At 59.0% G+C, this 19,011-nt stretch carries 15 protein-coding genes and 2 pseudogenes; 4 read left to right on the top strand and 13 right to left on the bottom strand.

Annotated features, from left to right (window positions below):
* Nucleotides 1-305: 305 nt before the first annotated feature.
* The 3 genes from HB376_RS30830 (at nt 306) to HB376_RS41325 (ending at nt 1,622) form a co-directional block, all read left to right on the top strand.
* Complete coding sequence (locus HB376_RS30830) at nt 306-698, top strand: alcohol dehydrogenase catalytic domain-containing protein (protein ID WP_213767455.1); 393 nt, start codon at nt 306-308, stop codon at nt 696-698.
* Nucleotides 695-1,324: a zinc-binding dehydrogenase gene (locus tag HB376_RS30825; protein ID WP_213767454.1), complete on the top strand. Its 630-nt coding sequence runs from the start codon at nt 695-697 to the stop codon at nt 1,322-1,324. Before HB376_RS30830 ends, HB376_RS30825 begins: the two co-directional genes overlap by 4 nt.
* A 169-nt stretch (nt 1,325-1,493) precedes the next feature.
* On the top strand, nt 1,494-1,622 hold the full coding sequence (locus tag HB376_RS41325) for a hypothetical protein (RefSeq protein ID WP_255631647.1): 129 nt from the start codon (nt 1,494-1,496) through the stop codon (nt 1,620-1,622).
* Nucleotides 1,623-1,951: 329 nt separating this feature from the next.
* Here the strand turns inward: HB376_RS41325 and HB376_RS30820 are convergent, their stop codons facing one another.
* The 9 genes and pseudogenes from HB376_RS30820 to HB376_RS41310 form a co-directional block, all read right to left on the bottom strand.
* The gene (locus tag HB376_RS30820; protein ID WP_213767453.1) at nt 1,952-3,697 is read right to left on the bottom strand and encodes a Na+/H+ antiporter; all 1,746 of its coding nucleotides are present in this window, start codon (nt 3,695-3,697) and stop codon (nt 1,952-1,954) included.
* 610 nt (nt 3,698-4,307) lie between these two features.
* The gene (gene mgtA, locus HB376_RS30815) at nt 4,308-6,983 is read right to left on the bottom strand and encodes a magnesium-translocating P-type ATPase (protein ID WP_213767452.1); all 2,676 of its coding nucleotides are present in this window, start codon (nt 6,981-6,983) and stop codon (nt 4,308-4,310) included.
* 846 nt (nt 6,984-7,829) lie between these two features.
* Nucleotides 7,830-8,638 (bottom strand): annotated as a pseudogene (locus HB376_RS30810) (IS630 family transposase).
* Nucleotides 8,639-9,091: 453 nt separating this feature from the next.
* The gene (locus HB376_RS30805; protein WP_213767451.1) at nt 9,092-10,153 is read right to left on the bottom strand and encodes a carbon-nitrogen hydrolase family protein; all 1,062 of its coding nucleotides are present in this window, start codon (nt 10,151-10,153) and stop codon (nt 9,092-9,094) included.
* A gap of 60 nt (nt 10,154-10,213) precedes the next feature.
* Nucleotides 10,214-11,779, bottom strand: a complete 1,566-nt coding sequence (locus HB376_RS30800; RefSeq protein ID WP_218627433.1) for a cation acetate symporter — start codon at nt 11,777-11,779, stop codon at nt 10,214-10,216.
* On the bottom strand, nt 11,776-12,075 hold the full coding sequence (locus tag HB376_RS30795; RefSeq protein WP_213767450.1) for a DUF485 domain-containing protein: 300 nt from the start codon (nt 12,073-12,075) through the stop codon (nt 11,776-11,778). The genes HB376_RS30800 and HB376_RS30795 overlap by 4 nt, the downstream gene beginning before the upstream one ends.
* A 146-nt stretch (nt 12,076-12,221) precedes the next feature.
* A complete protein-coding gene (locus HB376_RS41320) occupies nt 12,222-12,503 on the bottom strand; it encodes an enolase C-terminal domain-like protein (protein ID WP_255631646.1) in 282 nt (93 codons plus the stop codon).
* A gap of 79 nt (nt 12,504-12,582) precedes the next feature.
* Nucleotides 12,583-12,882: pseudogene (locus tag HB376_RS41315) on the bottom strand (enolase C-terminal domain-like protein); the annotation flags it as partial.
* Nucleotides 12,869-13,336, bottom strand: a complete 468-nt coding sequence (locus HB376_RS41310; protein WP_255631645.1) for a hypothetical protein — start codon at nt 13,334-13,336, stop codon at nt 12,869-12,871. The pseudogene HB376_RS41315 and the gene HB376_RS41310, both read right to left, overlap by 14 nt.
* Nucleotides 13,337-13,533: 197 nt before the next feature.
* Here HB376_RS41310 and HB376_RS30785 point away from each other — a divergent pair, with 197 nt between their 5' ends.
* Nucleotides 13,534-14,445: a LysR substrate-binding domain-containing protein gene (locus HB376_RS30785; protein ID WP_213767449.1), complete on the top strand. Its 912-nt coding sequence runs from the start codon at nt 13,534-13,536 to the stop codon at nt 14,443-14,445.
* A 573-nt stretch (nt 14,446-15,018) separates the two neighbouring features.
* Here HB376_RS30785 and HB376_RS30780 read toward each other — a convergent pair.
* The 4 genes from HB376_RS30780 to HB376_RS30765 all read right to left on the bottom strand — a co-directional run bounded on the left by HB376_RS30780 (nt 15,019) and on the right by HB376_RS30765 (nt 18,980).
* Nucleotides 15,019-16,236 carry a glycoside hydrolase family 88 protein gene (locus tag HB376_RS30780; protein ID WP_213767448.1) on the bottom strand — a complete coding sequence of 406 codons (1,218 nt, stop codon included), beginning with the start codon at nt 16,234-16,236 and terminating at the stop codon, nt 15,019-15,021.
* A 71-nt stretch (nt 16,237-16,307) separates the two neighbouring features.
* The gene (locus HB376_RS30775) at nt 16,308-17,198 is read right to left on the bottom strand and encodes a helix-turn-helix domain-containing protein (protein ID WP_213767447.1); all 891 of its coding nucleotides are present in this window, start codon (nt 17,196-17,198) and stop codon (nt 16,308-16,310) included.
* 148 nt (nt 17,199-17,346) lie between these two features.
* Nucleotides 17,347-17,790, bottom strand: coding sequence for a MaoC family dehydratase (locus HB376_RS30770; protein WP_213767446.1), 444 nt, complete (start codon nt 17,788-17,790; stop codon nt 17,347-17,349).
* Entirely contained in the window at nt 17,787-18,980 is a 1,194-nt protein-coding gene (locus HB376_RS30765) for a CoA transferase (protein ID WP_213767445.1), read from the bottom strand. The genes HB376_RS30770 and HB376_RS30765 overlap by 4 nt, the downstream gene beginning before the upstream one ends.
* Nucleotides 18,981-19,011 lie beyond the last annotated feature (31 nt).

Genomic DNA, 19,011 nt, shown 5'->3' with positions numbered 1-19,011 from the left:
AGACCCATGCACTGTTCTGAGGGGCTGAACGCGGGTGATCGCGCCCAGCTATCCAATAGAACCTGACGGGGTCACGACCTTCGCTCGGGTAGCCCGAATCGTTTGCAAGAAAACGTCAGGGTTGTAGTCCTTGTCTGCAGCGCGAAGAACAGGATGTAAACACATTTCAGCAAATGCAAACAGCCCCTGGGGCTCATGTGATAAATGCGTATATGCCCGTATCTGGATATCATGGCCATTCGATACAAGCGCTTGGACAGGAAAATTGTTCTGGCACAGATAGCAACCTCAGTCGGGAGCACTACGTGAAAGCATTCGTATTTACGAAAACGGGCGAACCCAAAGAAGTACTTACACTTGAAGACACGCCGCAAAGGACACCTGGCCCGGACGAGGTTGTCGTTCGTATGCGGCTGTCGCCGGTTCATCCAAGCGATTTGCATGTTCTTCGGGGAAGATTTGGCCGACAACCCACGTTGCCTGCGACGCCTGGATTAGAGGGTATGGGTATCGTCGAAGCGGTTGGGTCAAACATCAAAGGGCTGTCTATCGGAATTCGGGGCGTTCTTCTGGATGTATTTGGCACATGGCGTACTCATGTATTAGTCCCCGCCGAACGCGTGGTGCGGGTTCCAGACGAGGTAACAGATGAAGATGCAGCACAAGCGCTGGTTACCCCGTCACTGCGGTTGCAATGACATTGAGTGTGCATAAGCTGGCGGCGGGAGACGCACTTTTGCAGACAGCTGCAGGATCAACGATTGGACGTTTGGTTTTGCAAATTGCCAAACTCAAAGGCTTCCGTACTATCAATCTTGTACGCCGTCCGGAGCAGGTTTCAGAGATCCAAAAGCTGGGGGGAGACGTCGTCATTTGCACGGCGGACGAAGACTGGCAGCAGCAGGTTACAGCCGCGGCGGGTGAGAAGGGTATTTTGCACGCCATCGACTGCGTTGGGGGTACGGTTGGAGCAGGAGTGGTTCGATGTCTAGCCCCTGGCGGTCGTGTTCTCGTCTACGGCGCGCTGTCGTCGCATCGACAAACAGACGTCAGCGGGTTTCAGATGCCTGTATTTGTGCCACAGCTAATTTACAAATCATCCATAATTCAAGGTTGGTTTTTATTTCATTGGATGGCAGGGCTGCCTCTCGACGAGTCTCGCGAGGCGGTTGAGACCGTGCTCAGTTACCTTGCTAGCGGAGCACTTCGTTTGCCGTTGGCGAAGCGTTATCCAATATCGATGATTGGCGACGCTTTGGCAAGCGCGGAGTCTAGTGGTCGCGACGGAAAGCCACTTCTGGATTTTACCGAAGAGAACGCGTGAACAAACGATGAATATCGGAATTGAGTAGGAATGCAAATAAGATGTAAAGGGCTGGTCTTGTCTAGCGAGGTTTGAGCCTGAAGGCGTGCACGTGATTCCTATGAGGAACGTGTCTGGATGACCGGAAACTGGCCAGTGTTGGGGGCGTTCATCATCACGGGATGGTGACATGAACGAAGCACAATTGAGCGTCTTCGAGACCACAGCGTGGCCATTTTTCGATATTGATCTGGAACATGAAGAGGCACCGGACGTGACCACGGTGCTGTTGGACAAAGAATCACGGCAAGGCGCGTGACCCTGACTGGCGCTTTGGACACCTACTGGGCCAATCCCCAGCCGTACCCACGCCGTCGCACCCGTTTATGTCCTGAAGCGCGTTCCACGCGAACCGCTGATCTTCAGCGTGCGCGTCGCAGATCAGTGGCTGCTACTCATAGGTCAAAGGGCACGTGGCCGCGAGCCTGAATGTTGACGATGACCTCGCGCGTCTGACCGGATGCGCTATCCAAACTACTTCCGGTCCAAGGCGAGCGTCGCCAAGCGAGGACCAACCGAGCATCGTTTAGCGAACATGGCCACGCAGGTTCGCAAACACATCTGCGACAGGACGGAATAACGCGTTGATCACACGCCTGGGTCCAGGGGATCACGCGCTGCCGACACGCTTGCGGTCAAACCGGCCGCTTGGCGGGCCACGTCGAGTCGCTTGCGCAACGAGGCTTCTGCCAGATCGAGCTCCGCGACCAGACTGCGCAGCGACTCGTCGTTGATATGATGTACATGCCTTTCGGCGTAGAGGGCGTCGCGCTCCACGTGGAGGGACTTCAACCGCAATTCGAGTTCCACCACGTAGCGGTGGCGGCGCTGGCGAATCGCGTCCGGGGCTTTCGCGCGCGCCTCGGGCGTCGCAGGCGGCGCCGGGTCCTCGAGTAGGTCGATGCGCTTGCGATACTCCTGCGTCAGGCGTCCAGCGGATTCCTGGTACTGCGAGAGCCATTGCGGATCGGCTGATTCTGCCTGTTCCTTGCCCAACACCATGTTGGCGATCGCGGCTTTGCAGGCGGCTACCCGAGCGCGGCGTTCCTCTCGCGCCGACGTGGGCTCGCCGCTCGGCGGCATGCGCTTGAGAACCAGCGGCAGGCCGATGCTTCCGATCACCAACGTGAACAGAATGGTGCCGGTCGCCAGGAAGATCAGGAGGTCACGGCCCGGGAAGGAGGTCGCGTTGTTGAGCAGTAGCGGCACCGAGAGGGCACCGGCCAGCGTCACGGCACCGCGGATGCCAGCCAGCGTAGTTGCAATGGTCAGCAGGTACGAGGGCTTCTCAATCATCTTGCCTTCCGTGTGTGCGCGCCAGAGGCTACCCTGCACACCGATCGTCAGCCAGAACCAGCGCAGCAGCAACAGTGCCGATGAAATCGCGGCCGCGTAGCCCGCGAGAATCCACCAGCGATGGCCGGCTTCGCCTAGTGTAACGCCAATGATGGACGGTAATTGCAGGCCTAGCAGCAGGAAGATCGCACCATTGAAGGCTGATTCAACCATGGTCCAGGCGCCTTCCGTCTGCATGCGTTCTGCCACGAATTCGCCGCGGTTGAGATCTGCGAAATTGGTCATGACGCCCGCGGCCACCGCGGCCAGGATCCCAGAGACGCCAATACGGTCGCCGACGATGTAGGCCGCAAAAGGCAGCAGTACCAACAGCAGCACCATTTGTGTGGCTGCCACGTCGCCCAGGCGCCGCGTCACGGCCTCGCGTGCCACGGCGAAGCCCCAGCCGATGAGTGCGCCGGCGCCGAGCCCGCCGAGGGCGATCCAGATAAAGTCCCTGGCGACGGCGGACCACGAAAAGAGACCAGTGAGCGTAGCTGCGACAGCGAACTTCAGAGCTACCAGGCCAGATGCATCATTCAACAGCGATTCACCTTCGAGCACGCGCATCGTCTGGGATGGCATGCCCAGGTTGCGAGTGACGGCCGAAACGGCCACCGCGTCAGTGGGGGACACCACTGCAGCGAGCGCGAAAGCGACGGTCAGCGGCATTTCCGGGATCATCCAGTGAATGAGATAGCCCAGCCCGATGACGGTGAACAGCACCAGGCCAAGCGCCAGCTTCAGGATCGGCTTGTAGAGCGCGAAGAATTCGCGTTTCGGAATGCGCCAGCCGTCGGCGAACAGCAACGGAGGGATGAACAGAAGGAGGAACAGTTCCGGGTCGAACTCGATGTGCAACCCCTGCCGCGGCCAGGACAGCATCGCCCCGAGGAGAATCTGGATCAGCGGCAGCGGAACGACGCGGACATAGCGGGCAGCAATGCCCGTCAGCGCTCCTAGCATCAGTACCAGGAGTACGGTTTCAACGGTATGCATAAACGGATATCAACAAGGGCAGCTCTCCGCGGTTTTCCGAACCCCTTTGGTCCTTCAGAGTCTCGCTCGAACGGAGTCGGTCTAGCGAAGCCTGGTGCCGCGATCATCGCATGCGAACCGTCTGTAAAGCCGCGCTACAGACCAGCCGCAAAGCGAGGACATTGCAAGCAGGCTTCAAACCGATTCGCTGCTGCGTGGCGACTACCCTCAAGCCTACCGCATCCGGTCGTGTTGCGGCACCGAAATCCCGGGCGAACCGTTCCGGGAATCGTGGAGGCCGGTTGATTTAAGTTAGGCCACGGCGGCCCGTACGGCAGGTTGGTGGTAATACGCGTCCTCGGCTGGCGATGAGGCTTGTACCACGTCACCCATTCGAGCGTAGCCAGTTCAGACAACGTCCGCTCTTGCTATGCCAGGCACGGCGCAGCATAGGTACGGTCCGGCGGTTGCGCGATTGGGTGAGGACGGCAGGCCGCTCGGAAATCGGTACATTCCGACTGACCGGGGAACCGTCGGTTGCCTGCACGGCATCGGACTCTGCCGGTTGAGGAAGAATTATTCCGATGAAGTTAATGAGGATTCCTTTATCATTTCGAATTCTGTGGCGCGATCAGCTCAGCCCGAATCGACGGATGAACCATGTCTTCACGAGATGGGTCAGCACGGCGTAGCTCATAAGGATCAACACCACCCCGATCCAGTACGCGGGCGGGAGCGCAACGAAGCCGAGGAACGTGCCTACCGGCGTGAAGGGGATCATAATGCCCAACCCGGCGACGATCAGGCTGCTTGTGACCAACGCTACACTGGCTCGACTTTCGAAGAAAGGAACTTTGGCCGTGCGAATAATGTGAATGATCAAGGTCTGGGTAAGCAGTGACTCGACAAACCAGCCGGTCTGGAACAGGGCTGGTTTGTCCCAGGCGTGAAAGAAGTGAAGCATCATGAAGTAGGTGGCATAGTCGAATATCGAGCTGATCGGGCCAATCAGCAGAACAAACTTCATGATATTGCCAATGTCCCAACACCGGGGCACCGCTAAATATTCGGCGTCGACATTGTCGGTCGGAATTGTGGTTTGGGAGAAATCGTAGAGCAGGTTGTTGGTGAGTACCTGGATAGGCGCCATCGGGAGAAAAGGCAGGAAGACGCTTGCGCCCAGCACGCTGAACATGTTCCCGAAATTCGAACTCGCGCCCATCTTGATGTACTTGGTGATATTCCCAAAGACCTTCCTGCCTTCGAGTACACCCTCTCCGAGTATGGCGAGACTCTTTTCGAGCAATATGATGTCGGCCGACTCCTTGGCGATATCGACCGCACTATCGACAGAGATACCGACATCCGCCGCCTTGAGTGCCGGACCGTCATTGATACCGTCGCCTAGAAAACCGACAACGTGTCCTTTGCGATGCAGGGCATCAATGATTGCGGCCTTCTGGGCGGGGGATACCTTGGCAAAGACGGTGGCGCTTTCTGCAAGATCGTCCAACTGAGTTTGGGACAGCGATTCCAGCTCTTTTCCGAGCACGATGCGATCCGCCGTGATGCCCACTTCGTGGCAGATCTTTCGCGTGACGATGTCGTTATCGCCGGTCAGAATTTTCACGCGTACACCACTCGCGTTCAATGCGGCGATTGCATCTGCGGCAGTTTCCTTGGGCGGATCGAGAAAGGCGATATAGCCGAGCAGCGTCAGATCTGCCTCATCTCGAACGGAGTAGGCGCTCTGTTCCAATGCCATCTCCTTATATGCCACGGCGACGACACGAAAGCCGTCTTCGTTCAGCGCGTTGGTCGTCTCCTTTGCCGCCGCAAAATGACTTTCATCGAGCGCACCTTTCTGGTCATTGGTGACATAGCGTGTGCAGACCGAGAAAACTTCCTCTACAGCTCCTTTGCAAATGAGTACGTGGGTGCCATCCCCGCGCGAAAGCACGACCGACATCCGGCGCCGCTCGAAATCGAACGGCATTTCATCGATCTTGCTGAACTGCCCGTGGACTGTGACCTGTGTCTGGAGCTCGACATGCTTGAGCACTGCGACATCGAGAAGGTTCTTGAGGCCGGACTGGTAGAGGCTATTCAGATAGGCGTATTCGAGAACCTGATCTGACTCATTGCCCAGGGCGTCGAGATGGCGTTTGAGGATGATGCGATCCTGCGTGAGGGTGCCCGTCTTGTCGGTGCACAAGACATCCATTGCACCGAAATTCTGTATCGCATTGAGCCGCTTTACGATGACCTGCTTGCGCGACATTGCCAGAGCCCCTTTGGCGAGGTTGACCGTGACGATCATCGGCAGCATCTCAGGTGTGAGTCCCACGGCGACGGCGACCGCGAAGAGCAGGGCTTCAAACCAGTTGCCTTTTGTCAGACCATTGATCAGGAAGACGAGTGGCACCATCACACCGATGAAGCCCATCATCAGCCACGTGAACCGGGTAATCCCTTTGTCGAAGCTCGTCAGCACACGCTGTGCGGCAATCATGCCGGCGACATGGCCGAAGGCAGTGCGAGGCCCTGTCAGCACCACTACGCCGCACCCTATCCCGCTCAGCACGGCGCTACCCATGAAGCAGATATTCTGCAAATCGAAATGCATGTCAGTCGTGCTGGTTTCAACGTGAGCATGTTTCTCGATCGGCATGGCCTCGCCGGTCAGCGTCGACTGATTGATGAATAGGTCTTTCGCGGAGATAAGCCGCAGGTCCGCAGGGATCATGTCGCCCGCCGACAAGAGAACGACGTCGCCTGGCACGATCTGTTCGATCGACACTTCGACATGGTCCTGCAGGGTCCCCTCTACGCGCCGGCGCACGGTGGTGGTGGTCAGCACCATTCGGCGCAGCGCGTCTGCTGCCTTGTTCGAGCGGTGCTCTTGCAGAAACCCAAGCACGACACTCAGAAGTACCATGACAGCGATCACAATCGCTGCGCGAAGGTCGCCGAGAAAATACGACGCGACCGCGAGCGATAGCAGGAGCAGGTTAAGCGGGTTCAGCGAACGACTGACGAGTTCGCTCACGATGGTGTGGCGCGCTGTATGAGCGACCTGGTTGGGACCGATCTTGCGTAGCCGTTGTGCCGATTCGTCGCTGGTCAGGCCCTCCGGTCTGGTCTGCAGGCGCTCCAATGAAGCTTCTGGCGAGAGACGGGAAAACGTGCCAAGGGTGTCACTGGTTGCGCCGGAGTCCGCCACGTCTTTGGAAGACGCGGAGCCTCGAAGTCGGGTAAAGACGGAAGCGAAGGTATGCCAGCCGTACCTTACGTTCGCGGAGTTCATGGCGTGTTTTTAAGGCTAGGCACAGTAGCAACCCCTGCTAAATCGTTGGGCGAGGATCGGGACGTCGATCGTGAGTGCCTGGCTCGTTAATTAATTCGGGAATCCGTTTAGCATGATCGAAGCCCAACTGCGGGGCGTATCATGAAGATTGTGTGACGCGCGGATCTGAACAGTCTTGATATCGGTATCTGAGAAGCATCCCCGGCCTGTCCGGCTCAGAGTTGATGTAAGTCAAATATGACGAAAATTTAGAAATGGATCTCCAGGCTGGTCACTCGTACCGCCACTCATGAATATCCGAACCAAGTCTAAGAAGTATTCCTAATAAAATGGATTTTTTGAAAAATTTTAAAATTTTTGAGTTAAATCAAGGAAATGACAGCTATCGTGGGTCCGTCAGGAGATTGTCACAAATACGGTTGAGACTGAATTTCAGACTAAACAAAGAGGTGTCGAGTGCAAAAGACCGAAGCAGTTTCCTATATTTAGTAGGAAATCTTAATATTTCACGATCGGATAAAACCGCGCTGTTAGCGAACGATCGCGTGAGGCTCTACCTGAGCGTGCTTTAGGCCGCTGCGGTGTACGCTGACCATGCCGATGTCGAGTCGCTGGATCTTAGGCGGGAAACGACTACGGTCGGCGAGCACTCGGCACGACTGCGAAATCTTGCCGCGGTCGCCTCGCATGTAGATCGCGTGTTGCAGGTACCGGATCTACAGTAACGGGTGAAGCGTCTGTCCGGTGATATCGGCCTGATGGAACGACTGCTTCGTTATCCATACCATTGTTAAATTGCCGTACCAAAGGTGAGGTTGAACGGGACATACAATGTATCGGATTTACTCATAGGTCAGAAATATAGCGGACAGATGGATGCCTGAAGAACGAGCGCACGAGCTTCGGGTTTCGTCCAATCTGTGCGAGCTGTTCGTGAATTCGTGGCCCCAGCTTTTCGCCCTTTTGCAGAGGGCGTCGTGCGACGCCGGTGCGCTTGACGTGGCTCCGCACCAGAATGCACCCTTGGAGTTGACGGCAGACGCCGCGCTCATATTTTGCCGCTCGCCTGGACGCTCGACAACGGGTGTCTCACCGCACGGCGCTCAGGTCCTGCCATGCACCGAGTCGGCCCGGACGCCCGATTCGTCCCAGAAGAAAATGTCGGCGTTTTCCTTGCGGGCCTGTCTGGCAATGGCTGGATACGTGTCGTCCTGCCAGCGCTCGATTGCTTCCGGGTTGCGCTGCAACGGTTTTTGCGGCGTCAGGTTCAACCGCGCCAGCATTGCGCCGATCGACGCTAGGCTCAGCGTGACACCAAATTCCCGCTGCACCAGTTCCCGAACCAGGTTGCGCGTCCACAGCCCGAAGTCAAACCCATACTGCATCGGATTCTTGCCATTGATCCAACGCAGTACCTGCTGCTCCTGGACACGCGCGAGCTTGCGCGGGCGCCCCGCGCCTTTGCTCGAACGCAGCGCCCGAACGCCACGCCCGCGACCGCGCGCCTGAGCCCGGATCTTGTATGCCCACGTGCGATGCATGCCGAACGATGCCGCAACATCATCCGGATGCTCGCCCCCGGCCATGCGTTGAACCGCAAGGATGCGCATTTCTTCAAGCGTGTTGTGAGCCAGGCTCCGACCGTCCCGTTTCATGAGCGCCTCGTTCAATCACATGCGCTCAAGCATAGATCACTTGTCCGCAAAATTCCTGACTTATGAGTAAGTCTGTCACAATTGTACGTCCGGGCATGCTTGGCTGTGGTAGGGAAGAGTTCCTGATCGCGGAACGCATTGTGCTGCCAATCGCAACTCGTCTTCACCCATTTCTGCCGCGAGGGTTTCGTGTCAACCCAGCCGCCAATATTGCTGAGGCCCTTGTCGATGTGGTCACAACCCGGAAACCCGGCCCGTGCATGGTTACCTCAAGGAATCTTGCATGAAGGGCGCTCCTTGGAATCCTATCTAGGCCAAATATCGGGTCCGGACGGATTGCGTATGGCCGCACGGGCTCGCTAGCGCTCCAATATTTCTCGAGAGTCATGCGGCATTTCATCGATCCAGTCTGACCCACGTCATATCTGCGGAAACCCTAGGTGATCCTCTGCATCAATTCGGCAGAGACCGGTCGAAGCCATTGCCCTCGTTTGCTGACCCTTGGTCGAATGCTTCCGCGAAGGGAATCGGCTTGTTTTCATCAGCCGAAAACTGCGCCGGCGTCAGCGCCCGTCTGTTGACCTTCAACTCGAATACGTCGAACCGGTTGTAGTAGCCGGCCACATCCTGAAACTGTTTGGGAACCACGCATTTTGCGAGGTCGATATCGGCGTACACGATGCCTTCTTCGTCGCGGATCGTATCGCTGATCGGCGCGCCGTCCGGCCCCAGGATCATGGATACGCTCTTTGGCGACTGTTCTAGCAGATCGCGCACGCCTTTGTTGCCACGCGAGACCATATCGATTGCTGCAGGCGGCAGGAAGCCCGACGCTACGACGTTGAAAAGCTTCCCTTCGAACGAATGCGCGCCTGCACGAAGGCGGATGGCCGCTTCGAGGTCGTAACCGCCTTCGCCGAGCGGATGCGTCGGCCAGCGCGGCGAAAACGAAGAGATGTGAACGTTCTCTCCCTGTGCGATCAGAGAGAAACGTGCAAGCGCGTTCGTATTCTCGCCGCATACCAGTGCGCCGATTTGCCCGATCCGCGTATCCGACACGCGCAGTCCGCTGCCGTCGCCAGGCGCCCAGGTAAGTTTCTCGTAGTGTGTCGGAACCAGCTTGCGATGAACGTTCAGGATCGCGCCGTCGTCTCCGATCAGCACGTTGGTGTCCCACACGCAGCCCACGCTGATCGGCGTGCTCTCGTTGATACCCATCGACACGAATACGCCGTGACGTCGCGCCGTCTCTCTTATCCGATGCATTTCCGGGCCGTCGATTCGCACCGCGCTCGACACCAGCTTGAAGAAGAACTCATGCGTTTCAACCGGCGCCCATACGCCGGACCAAACGGGGAACGACGAGAGATACGCTTCGGGAAATGCAATCAGCTCAGCGCCTTTTCCGGCGGCTTCGCGGATCCATGCGCAGGCCTTGTCGACGCTCGCGTCAGCATCGAAGTAGACGGGTGCAGCATGGCAGGCAGCGGCTTTAAATGTCGGGTATTGCTTCATTTGGATTCCTTGATTGACGACTTGGTTAAATGTTTAGTTGAAGTGTCATGCTGGGCGGCTTCATAGATCGAGAACACGCTGCATCCGTTCAAAACCCTGTTGTTCGACGGTCTGTGGCCGCATGACCGACACTGCCCAGGAGATGAAGAAGGCGAACGGGACCGAAACGATAGATGGGTTGCGCAGTGAGACGAACCACCACTGGTTTTCGACATCAGCCAGCGCCTTGTGCAGCACTTCAACCTGGATGGTGGGGGAGAGAACGATCATCACGACTGCGGCGGTTGCTCCGCTCAGCATCCCGGCCACCGCGCCGCTGGTCGTCAGTCGCTTCCAAAATAACGCGAGCATCAAAACCGGAAAGTTCGCCGAGGCCGCAATCGAATAACTCAAGCCGACCATGAAGGCGACGTTCTGGCCTTCGAAGCGCAATGCCAGCAGGACGGAGGCAATGGCTATTGCCACCGCCGCCGTGCGCGCCACGCGCGGTTGCTGCGCATGCGGATCGCGGTCGGCATCCGTCGAGGTGGCGCTTGGACTCTTGATGACACCCGCCCAGATGTCGTGTGCGAAAGTTGTCGCTGCGGACAAGGTGAGTCCCGCCACGACCGCCAGCATGGTCGCGAACGAGACCGCGCAAATGAAGCCAAAAAACGCATCGCCGCCGAGGAGGCGTGCCATCAACGGCACGGCCATGTTGCCGGCACCGCCTGTCTTCAATATGTCGTCGTGTCCGATGAGTGCAAGCGCGCCGAAGCCGAGCAGCAGTACGAACACATGAAAAACGCCGACCAGACCCGTCGCATAGAACGCGGAACGCCGGGCGTCGCGTGCATTGGCGACCGTCAGGAAGCGCGTCAGGATTTGCGGCATACCCAACGCACCGAACACGAGTGCTATTGCCAGCGATATCGTGTCCCAGCGCGCGAGCGTCGGCAATAAGGTTGGGCCGGTGATCGCCGGACCTGCCCGGGAGACGGCTTGTGTGAAGAGCGCGGCGGGACTGAAGCCGAAGTGCGCAAGCAGAAGAAGGACCAGCAACGCACTTCCGCTGAACAACAAAGCCGCCTTGATGATCTGTACCCAGGTCGTCGCCAGCATGCCGCCGAAAAAGACATAGCAAAGCATGATCACACCGACTAAAGACACCGCCGGAAAATAGGACAGCCCGAACATCAGCTTGACAAGCCCACCTGCCGCTACGAGCTGCGTGATCAGATAAAAAAGCACGATCGGCAGGCTGGCGAGCGCGACGGCGATCCGGATAGGCTTCCGGTCGAGCCGCCATGCAATGACGTCGGCGAGCGTGAACTTGCCAAGGCGCTTCATTGGTTCCGAGACGAGGAACAGAATCAGAGGCCATCCCGCGAACACACCAATGCTGTACACGATACCGTCGAAGCCCTTCAGCGAAATGGCCCCGGTCATGCCGAGCAACGCTGCGGCGCTGAGGTATTCGCCGGACATCGCGAGACCATTTTGCAGCGGGCCGACACGGCCACCCGCATTGAAGAATTCGCTGGCCGAGCGGCTTTTGCGCGCTGCAAACCAGGTAATGCCGGCCGTCACGAGAAGGAATGCCAGGAAGAAGGCGAGCGAAAGCGGACTGAGCAGTTGCCCGTTCATGATTGCGTCTCCGTATCGACGGCTACGCTCTCGAGGTCATAGCCGTCCGCACGCCGGACGTACGTGATGCCGAGCACGATCGCGAGCAGAATCAGCCCCGGTTCAAGGATGATGCCGAGCGACATGTGTCCCGTGACTTGCATTGACATCAGTTCGGGGGAAAAGCAAAAGACGGCGAAAAACGCGGCAACGGCAAGTAGGATCATCGCGGTGAAGATCGTCGACAAACGTTGTCGGCGACCCGTGGTGGCGACGGGCGACGTGAATACATGGTCGAGTGCGGCATGATTTTCCATAGGACTCTCCAGAAGGATTCGGGTTGCCTGAGCCGATACAACCCATCGGCTGGCTGTGAAATCCATTATCTGGAAGCCAATTTCTCGCCATTAATTCAAGGGCTTGAAAGTTTTTAGACAGGGTGCTTAAAAAAATTTCAAGTGCATTAATTCAAGGCGAAGCGTGCCACTGCGTCCTCGTCCCATTCGATTCCGCTGCCCGGCGCATCCATCGCGCTGACGAAGCCGTCTGTTGCGACGCACGGGTTGCGCAAGACTGCGTCGGCGATGCCGAAGTACTCGAGGTAATGCGCCGCCGGTGTTGCGGCGAGTAGATGCGCGCTCATTTCCTGGTAGAAGTGATTCGATACGGGCACCGCATGCGCGTCGCATACCGCGACCGCTGCCAGCCAGCCGGTCACGCCGCCGATCTTCATGAGATCGGGCATGGCAAGATCGCTTGCACGGGTGCCTTAGAAGGGCGAGCATGCCGCGTGGCCCCCAGGCGTTCTCGCCGAGCTGCAATGGGGTTTGCAGCGCCGCCGCGATTGCCCCGTGGCCTACGAGGTCGTCGCATGCGGTCGGCTCTTCGATCCATTCGAGCTTCTCCTGATCCAGCGCCAGACCCCGGCGAATGGCCTCGGGCACGCTCAATGCCTGGTTGTAGTCCACCATGAGGGCCGTACGTTCCCCGATCACGCGGCGCACGCCCCTGACCACGGCAAGATCTTCGGCCAGCGTCTCGTAGCCGATCTTGATCTTGATTGCGCCAAAGCCTTTCGCGCAGGCAGCGTCGGCCGCAAGTAGCGCTCCCTCAAGACCATCCATGCCGAAGCTGGGATACGCCCTGACCGGTCGTGGACTTGCGCCGAGCAAACGCACCAGCGGCAGCTTCAGCCACCGCGCGTGAGCGTCCCACAGCGCCATGTCGTCCAGCCAGCGCTATATCGAGCAGACCGGGTGTGCCCAGCAGAACGAAGCGCTTGCGCAGGGCTTCAGTGAGCGATGCCGGGGCAAGCGGCTTGCCAGTGAGCGTGCGCCCCACGTCGTCGAGCAAGCGGGCGATAGCTGGCAGTACGATCGGCGTGTACGTGAAAATATAGGCGCTACCCGTCACACCTGCCGCCGTCTCGACATCAATCAGGATGAGCGGCGCGCTCTCCATGACCCCGCTGGCGGTACGTAACGGCGTATTCAGCGGCGCCACGACCGGTCGTACGCGAATACCGACGATCTCCGGAGGATTCGTCGATTCGGTAATGGAAGAAGATAGGGAAGTCATCGTCGATGTATGGGGTTCGCACGAAAGAGTGGTAAAACGGGCATTTTTATTTTCGCTTTTATTCGCGGCGGCAGGTGTTTTGGGCGACTTGATTTTTTTTCAACTGCCGCGTGAAATTCGCCTTTTTGGCGCGTCTTTTTGTAGGGTTATCGTTACGTGTCGTGCCACAGACCGCACGCTCTCTCCCCACCGCAAAGATGAAACAGTTCTATCGCTTGCCACCCGTGCAGAACCTCATTGCGTTTGAGGCGGTGGCGCGCCTGCGCAGCGGCGCACTGGCGGCGGCAGAGTTGTCGGTCACGCCGAGCGCCATCAGTCACCGGATCAAGCAACTCGAGGAGTCGCTTGGCGAAACGTTGCTGAACAGGAATCAGAGTGAGCTGACACTCACGTCGCGCGGCTCGGAATATCTCGATGTGGTCCGTGAATGCCTCGAATCACTCAACCGTTATCCGGTACGGGGCAACGTCGTCGGGCAGCGGCCGCAGCTTCGCATCGCAGCGCCGCCGACCTTCGCGCGCCAGATCCTCGTGCCGCGCATGCCGGCATTCCAAACGTTGTATCCCGACCTTGATATTGTGATGCAGTTGTCCGTGCCGCTGGTTGGGCTCAAAGCGGATGAAGCGGATGTCGAAGTGCGTTTCGGTAGCGGGTACTACAACGGACTGAATGTCGAAACCATCCTTGAAGAGCCGATATTCCCGGTATGCAGCCCCGTTTATCTCAAGGAGAAGGGACCGTTCCATATCCCGTCAGATCTTTCTCGTGCAGATTTACTCCGGTGTCCTCTCGAACCGTGGCGCCCTTGGCTAGCGGTTGCGGGACTTGATTGGCCCGAGCCATCGAGAGGCATTCAGTTCATCGATCTGGGATTGATGGTGGAAGCAGCAATCAGCGACCAGGGCGTGGCGCTTGCGCGGCAAATGATGTCCGAGGCGTGGCTGCGAGCAGGGGCACTCGTGCCTTTGTTCGATCTGCCGGCGAAAGGGCAATACAACTATTACTGCACATGGGCGGCGAATTCCGTCCAGTCGTCGGCGATCGAGTCATTTGTTACGTGGATAAAAACCGCGCTCGCCGCACCACCTGCACAGGCAATAGCCTTATAAGATTTGACTCGCGAACAAGAGGCTTTAGACAGACGTTCCCGTTGACATTCGTATGTGGTGAAACGCATAGCTTTCCGAAGTGTGTATCCGACGGGGCGCCCGGTTAAGCATTCAGTGCGGATTGCTCTCGCCGGGTGTCAAGTCCGCGCGTAGCGACCGCCGTTGGCCTCGATATACCGAGAACGCCGCGAAGAGGGCTCCCACGGCCATCCAAGCGCCCGGGGCTGCGTTGTTGCCGGTTTCGCGGATAAGTAGCCTCGATTTTGCGAACCATTTCATCCAGGGGCGAGAGCTCGTGGCGGGTGACGAGCACGTGAGTCCCAATTGATCTATTCCAATCGCAGCTTCCCGGCGCTATCGCCTGAGTTCCCTTCGATGCAATAACTCTGATTAGTTATCACCGACACTCCGTCGGAGCGCTCAGTCGCCGAACAATTCCCCGCTATCCCAATGTAAGTAATCCTCTTGACCTTGTCCGGCCACGTCCGCGCGTCCTTATCGGTACCTGTTCACTGAGTCCGCAGCGGTATGGCGAAGGCCGGTTTTCCGATACCGCTAGCCGGGGAAAGCCCATTATTTTTCTGGCCGGGCACCTTCGGGACGAAGCTTGCCCGGCAACATCACGCGGCACAGCGCCTCCGCGAAATAAAAGTCGCCGAACATGGTCGCGCCGGTGACGCCCTCGTTATGCGGCTTCGAATAGCACGAATGTTTCAGCAGTCCGCGATGCGTCGACTCGTACGCGAATTCGTCGCGGCAGAGCGCCTCGAGCATGTCGAGCCCGCGCTTGCACCAGCGCCCCCCCCTCGCGGCATCGGAATGAAGACGTCCCAGTTCGAGCAACGCCGATGCAACGATGGCGGCCGCAGCCGTGTCCTTGACCTCGGCATCGGCTCCGCGTGCGTCGAAATCCCACGGCGGCACTTGCCGGCCGTCGAGCCTGCGAAGGTAATACTCGGCAAGCCGTTCGGCGAGAGCAAGATACGCGCTTTTGCCGGTCTCACGCGCCGAGTTCACATAACCGTAGATGGCCCATGCCTGGCCGCGGCTCCACGCTGATTCGTCGAATGCTCCCTGGTACGTGTAGCCGCGCTTGCGAGCGCCGCTCTCCATGTCGTATTCAACAGCGTGATAGGTGGAGTCGTCGGGGCGGATGAATGCGTTCGCCGTCATCGCTGCGTGTGCGTCTGCCGCGAGCCGGTAGCTGCCGTCGTCGGAATGGTTCGCTGCCCAGTAGAGCAGTGAGAGATTGGCCATCGTGTCGATGGCGGATGCGCTGCGCCCGCGTGGATCCGAAAGCGGTCCCCAAGATGCCAGGTATGCGCCGCCGCGGGTAGTGACGAGGCGCGCGCGCAACTTGTCAGCGGCTTCCAGCGCGATCTGCGCATACCAGGGGTCCCCAGTGATGTGGAAGCCTGGCACGGCGCTGCTGTCGAAGATGAAGCCGATGTCGTGCGTGTTCGGATCCTGCGCCCGCTGCGCGACGAGCCGCATGCGTTCACGAGCCCAGCCGAGGTACTTCTGGTCGCCCGTGTGCAGGTACGACGTCAGCAACAAGCCGACCCAGAAGCCGCACAGCCAGTTGCCGTGACTCCATGTCTCTCCTTTGTAGCCGGCCGAGAGGGAAGCGGGCAGGCGGATCCATTGGCCATCGGGAGCGGTTACGTGGGGGAATTCAACGCCTAGTGTGGGTTCGTCTTCAGCGACTTTCCTGGCGATATGGTCGAGGACGGTGCCGAAGAGCGCAGACTGCGCTTTGGTCGGCACCTGAAGAGCGTTTGCTTCGTTCACGCATGAACTCCTGTGTGGGTTGGGAAGAATCCTGCGCGTGCGCGTGCCGCAGATGGATCAGCAGCCTGCGTCTAGATACTCAGCTTCAACAGGCTACGACGAAAGTCGATCGGCGAGCGCCCCGTGTGCTTGCGAAAACAGCGGCTGAAATAGGCGGGGTCGTCGAAGGCAAGCTGGCTCGCTATCTCCGCCACGTTCTCCTCCGAATGCAACAGCATCCGCTTCGCCTCGAGCATCACGCGCTCGCGAATCAGTTTTGCGGCGGTGCTGCCCAGCGCCTGGCGTGTCGCATCGTTGAGCGCCCGTTCCGTCACGCTCAGCATGCGCGCGTATTCGGCGGCGTCGTGCAGCGTGCTGAAGTACTTCTCCAGCAGGCTCCGGAACCGGCGCGACAGAAGCACGCTGCGGGACGAATCGATATCGGCGGCGTCGCCGCCCATGCGCGCCGACTTGACCAGGAATATCCGCAAATACGACCAGATCACGTCGTCGTAGCCCGGCGCTTCGGTTGCATACTCTTCCTCGATGCCGTCGAGCACGCGCTGCAGGTCACGCGACTGCCGCTCGGTCATGTAGATGGCGCTGTGGATGCGCTCGAAGTCATAGACAGGCACGTCCGTCTGCGATTGACGGTTCTGCACCTTGAACGCAAAGAATTCCGACGAGAAGCTGATGGCGTAACCCATGGTGTCTTCCGACAGCACAAAATCGTGGATCTGTCCCGGCGCCATGAAGAACAGGGTGTCCGGGCGGACTTCGTAGCGCAGGGAATCGATGATGTGATACCCGCTCCCATGCGTCACCCAGACGATGTGATAGAACTCGTGACGGTGCGGATAAGGCAACGTCGACTTCATGTTCTCGAGCGGCGCGAAATGAAAGTCGATCGACTTGATCCGCGAACCGTATTCATAGTTCGCAATCTTGAAGACCGGCAACTGGCAGCCACACCCACTGTGCATTTCTTGTCCCCTGCGAGGCGGCGTGTGCATTGCGCGCCGCGGACCTTCCTTCGCCCAAGCCTGCTGCGGACTAACAGTGTAGCGAGGAGCGGGGCGCCGCCGCTGCTATCGATAACCCGCGATACGACATGAACCCTGTTTGCCTGCATCAGGTAAAGGACAACTCCTTCAATGCCGACAATCCGCTCAGCACCGCGACGCCGTCCTGGTTGCGTACCATCGTGTCCAGCACGAGGATGCGCTTGCCGGGTTTTCTTTCCACCACCGTCAGCGTGATGGTAAGTGTATCGCCGATAAAAGCTGGCCCTAGAAATCGCAGTTCCTGCCCCACATAGGCAAAACCGGGGCCGGTCAGCTCGGTATGCGCCGTCGACACCAGCGCGGCTGTGAGCAGGCCATGCACTACGCGCCGCCCGAACGGCGAACGAGCAGCGAAGTCCTCGTCCATGTGCAGCGGGTTCAGGTCGCCCGACAGGCGGCCGAATACATCGACTTCGGATTCAAGCATCGCGTGCACGAGCACATGACTGCGCCCGATCGCGATGTCGTCGAAACGCAGCATGCCGTGCGCCAGATCAGGGATGGCATTCATGTAGGCCTCCTTTCCGTCAACGCAATGCCGCCTTCGACCAGCGCGGCGATCTCTTCCTCCGCGTAGCCCAGTTCGGTGAGCACCTCGCGCGTGTGTTCGCCCTGGCGTGGCGGCAGGCGCGTGAGCGGTGGCGGCGCGCCGTCGTAACGCACCGGATGGGCCAGCAGACGTACCGGTCCCGCCTCCGGGTGGTCGACTTCCATGATGATGCCGTTATGCGCCACCTGCGGATCGGCTTCCACCTGCTCGTAGTCGTTCACGGGCGCAAACCAGATATCGTGCTCCTCGAAGGTCGCCATCCAGTCGGCGGTCATGCGGGTGGTCAGTGCTTCATAGACGATGCCGTTGAGTTCGTCGCGCCGGCGCACGTCGTCCTTCGGGTGATTGAAGGCAAGCAGTTCGGGGCGCGACAGGGCGCCTGCGAGCTTGGCCGTCGGTGTGAGCGAGACGGCGATCCAGCCGTCGAGCGTGCGATAGACCCCGTAGGGCGCAGGATGGAAGCGGCTGCCTATAGGCGGGTTCGTGCGAGGCCACAGCGGCCCTTTGTTGAGGTAGTAGGTGAACGGCTCGATCTGCAGGTCGATGGCCGCATTGAGCAGGTTGCTTTCGACAAGCGTGCCTTTGCCCGTGCGTTCCCGCGCCTGCAGGGCGGCAGTCACGCCGAACGCGGCCAGTGCGGCGGCATGCTGGTCGACGATCGCGGCGCCGAACGGTGTTGGCGGCGAATCGGCCTCGCCGGACAGGAGCGTCATGCCGCTCATCGCCTGGAGCAGGAGATCCTGCCCGGGACGCTTGAAATAGGGCCCCGACGAACCGTATCCGGTGCATGAGCAGTAGACTAGCCGCGGATTGACCTCGTGCACCTGAGGAAAGCCGAAGCCCATCTTCTGCAGCACGCCCGGCCGATAGTTTTCGACCAGCACGTCTGCTTCGCGAATCATCCTCCACACGATCTCGCGGGCGCGCTCGTCGCGCAGGTCGAGCGAGATGCTGCGCTGGTTGCGGTTGCCGAGCAGGAAGAAGACGCTTACGCCTTCCACGAAAGCGTCGAAACCCGTCCAGGCGCGCTCGAACGCGCCACCCGGCGGCTCGATCTTGATCACTTCGGCGCCCACATCGGCGAGCATCTGCACAGCGGCCGGTCCCTGAAGGAAGTGGGTAAAGCTCAGAACCTTGATGCCTTCCAACATGTATCGTCTCCAATGATGAGAATAGCCGGCG

It is taken from the genome of Caballeronia sp. dw_19 (assembly GCF_018449515.1).
Lineage (GTDB): Bacteria > Pseudomonadota > Gammaproteobacteria > Burkholderiales > Burkholderiaceae > Caballeronia.
This window is presented reverse-complemented; position numbering and strand designations above follow the sequence as displayed.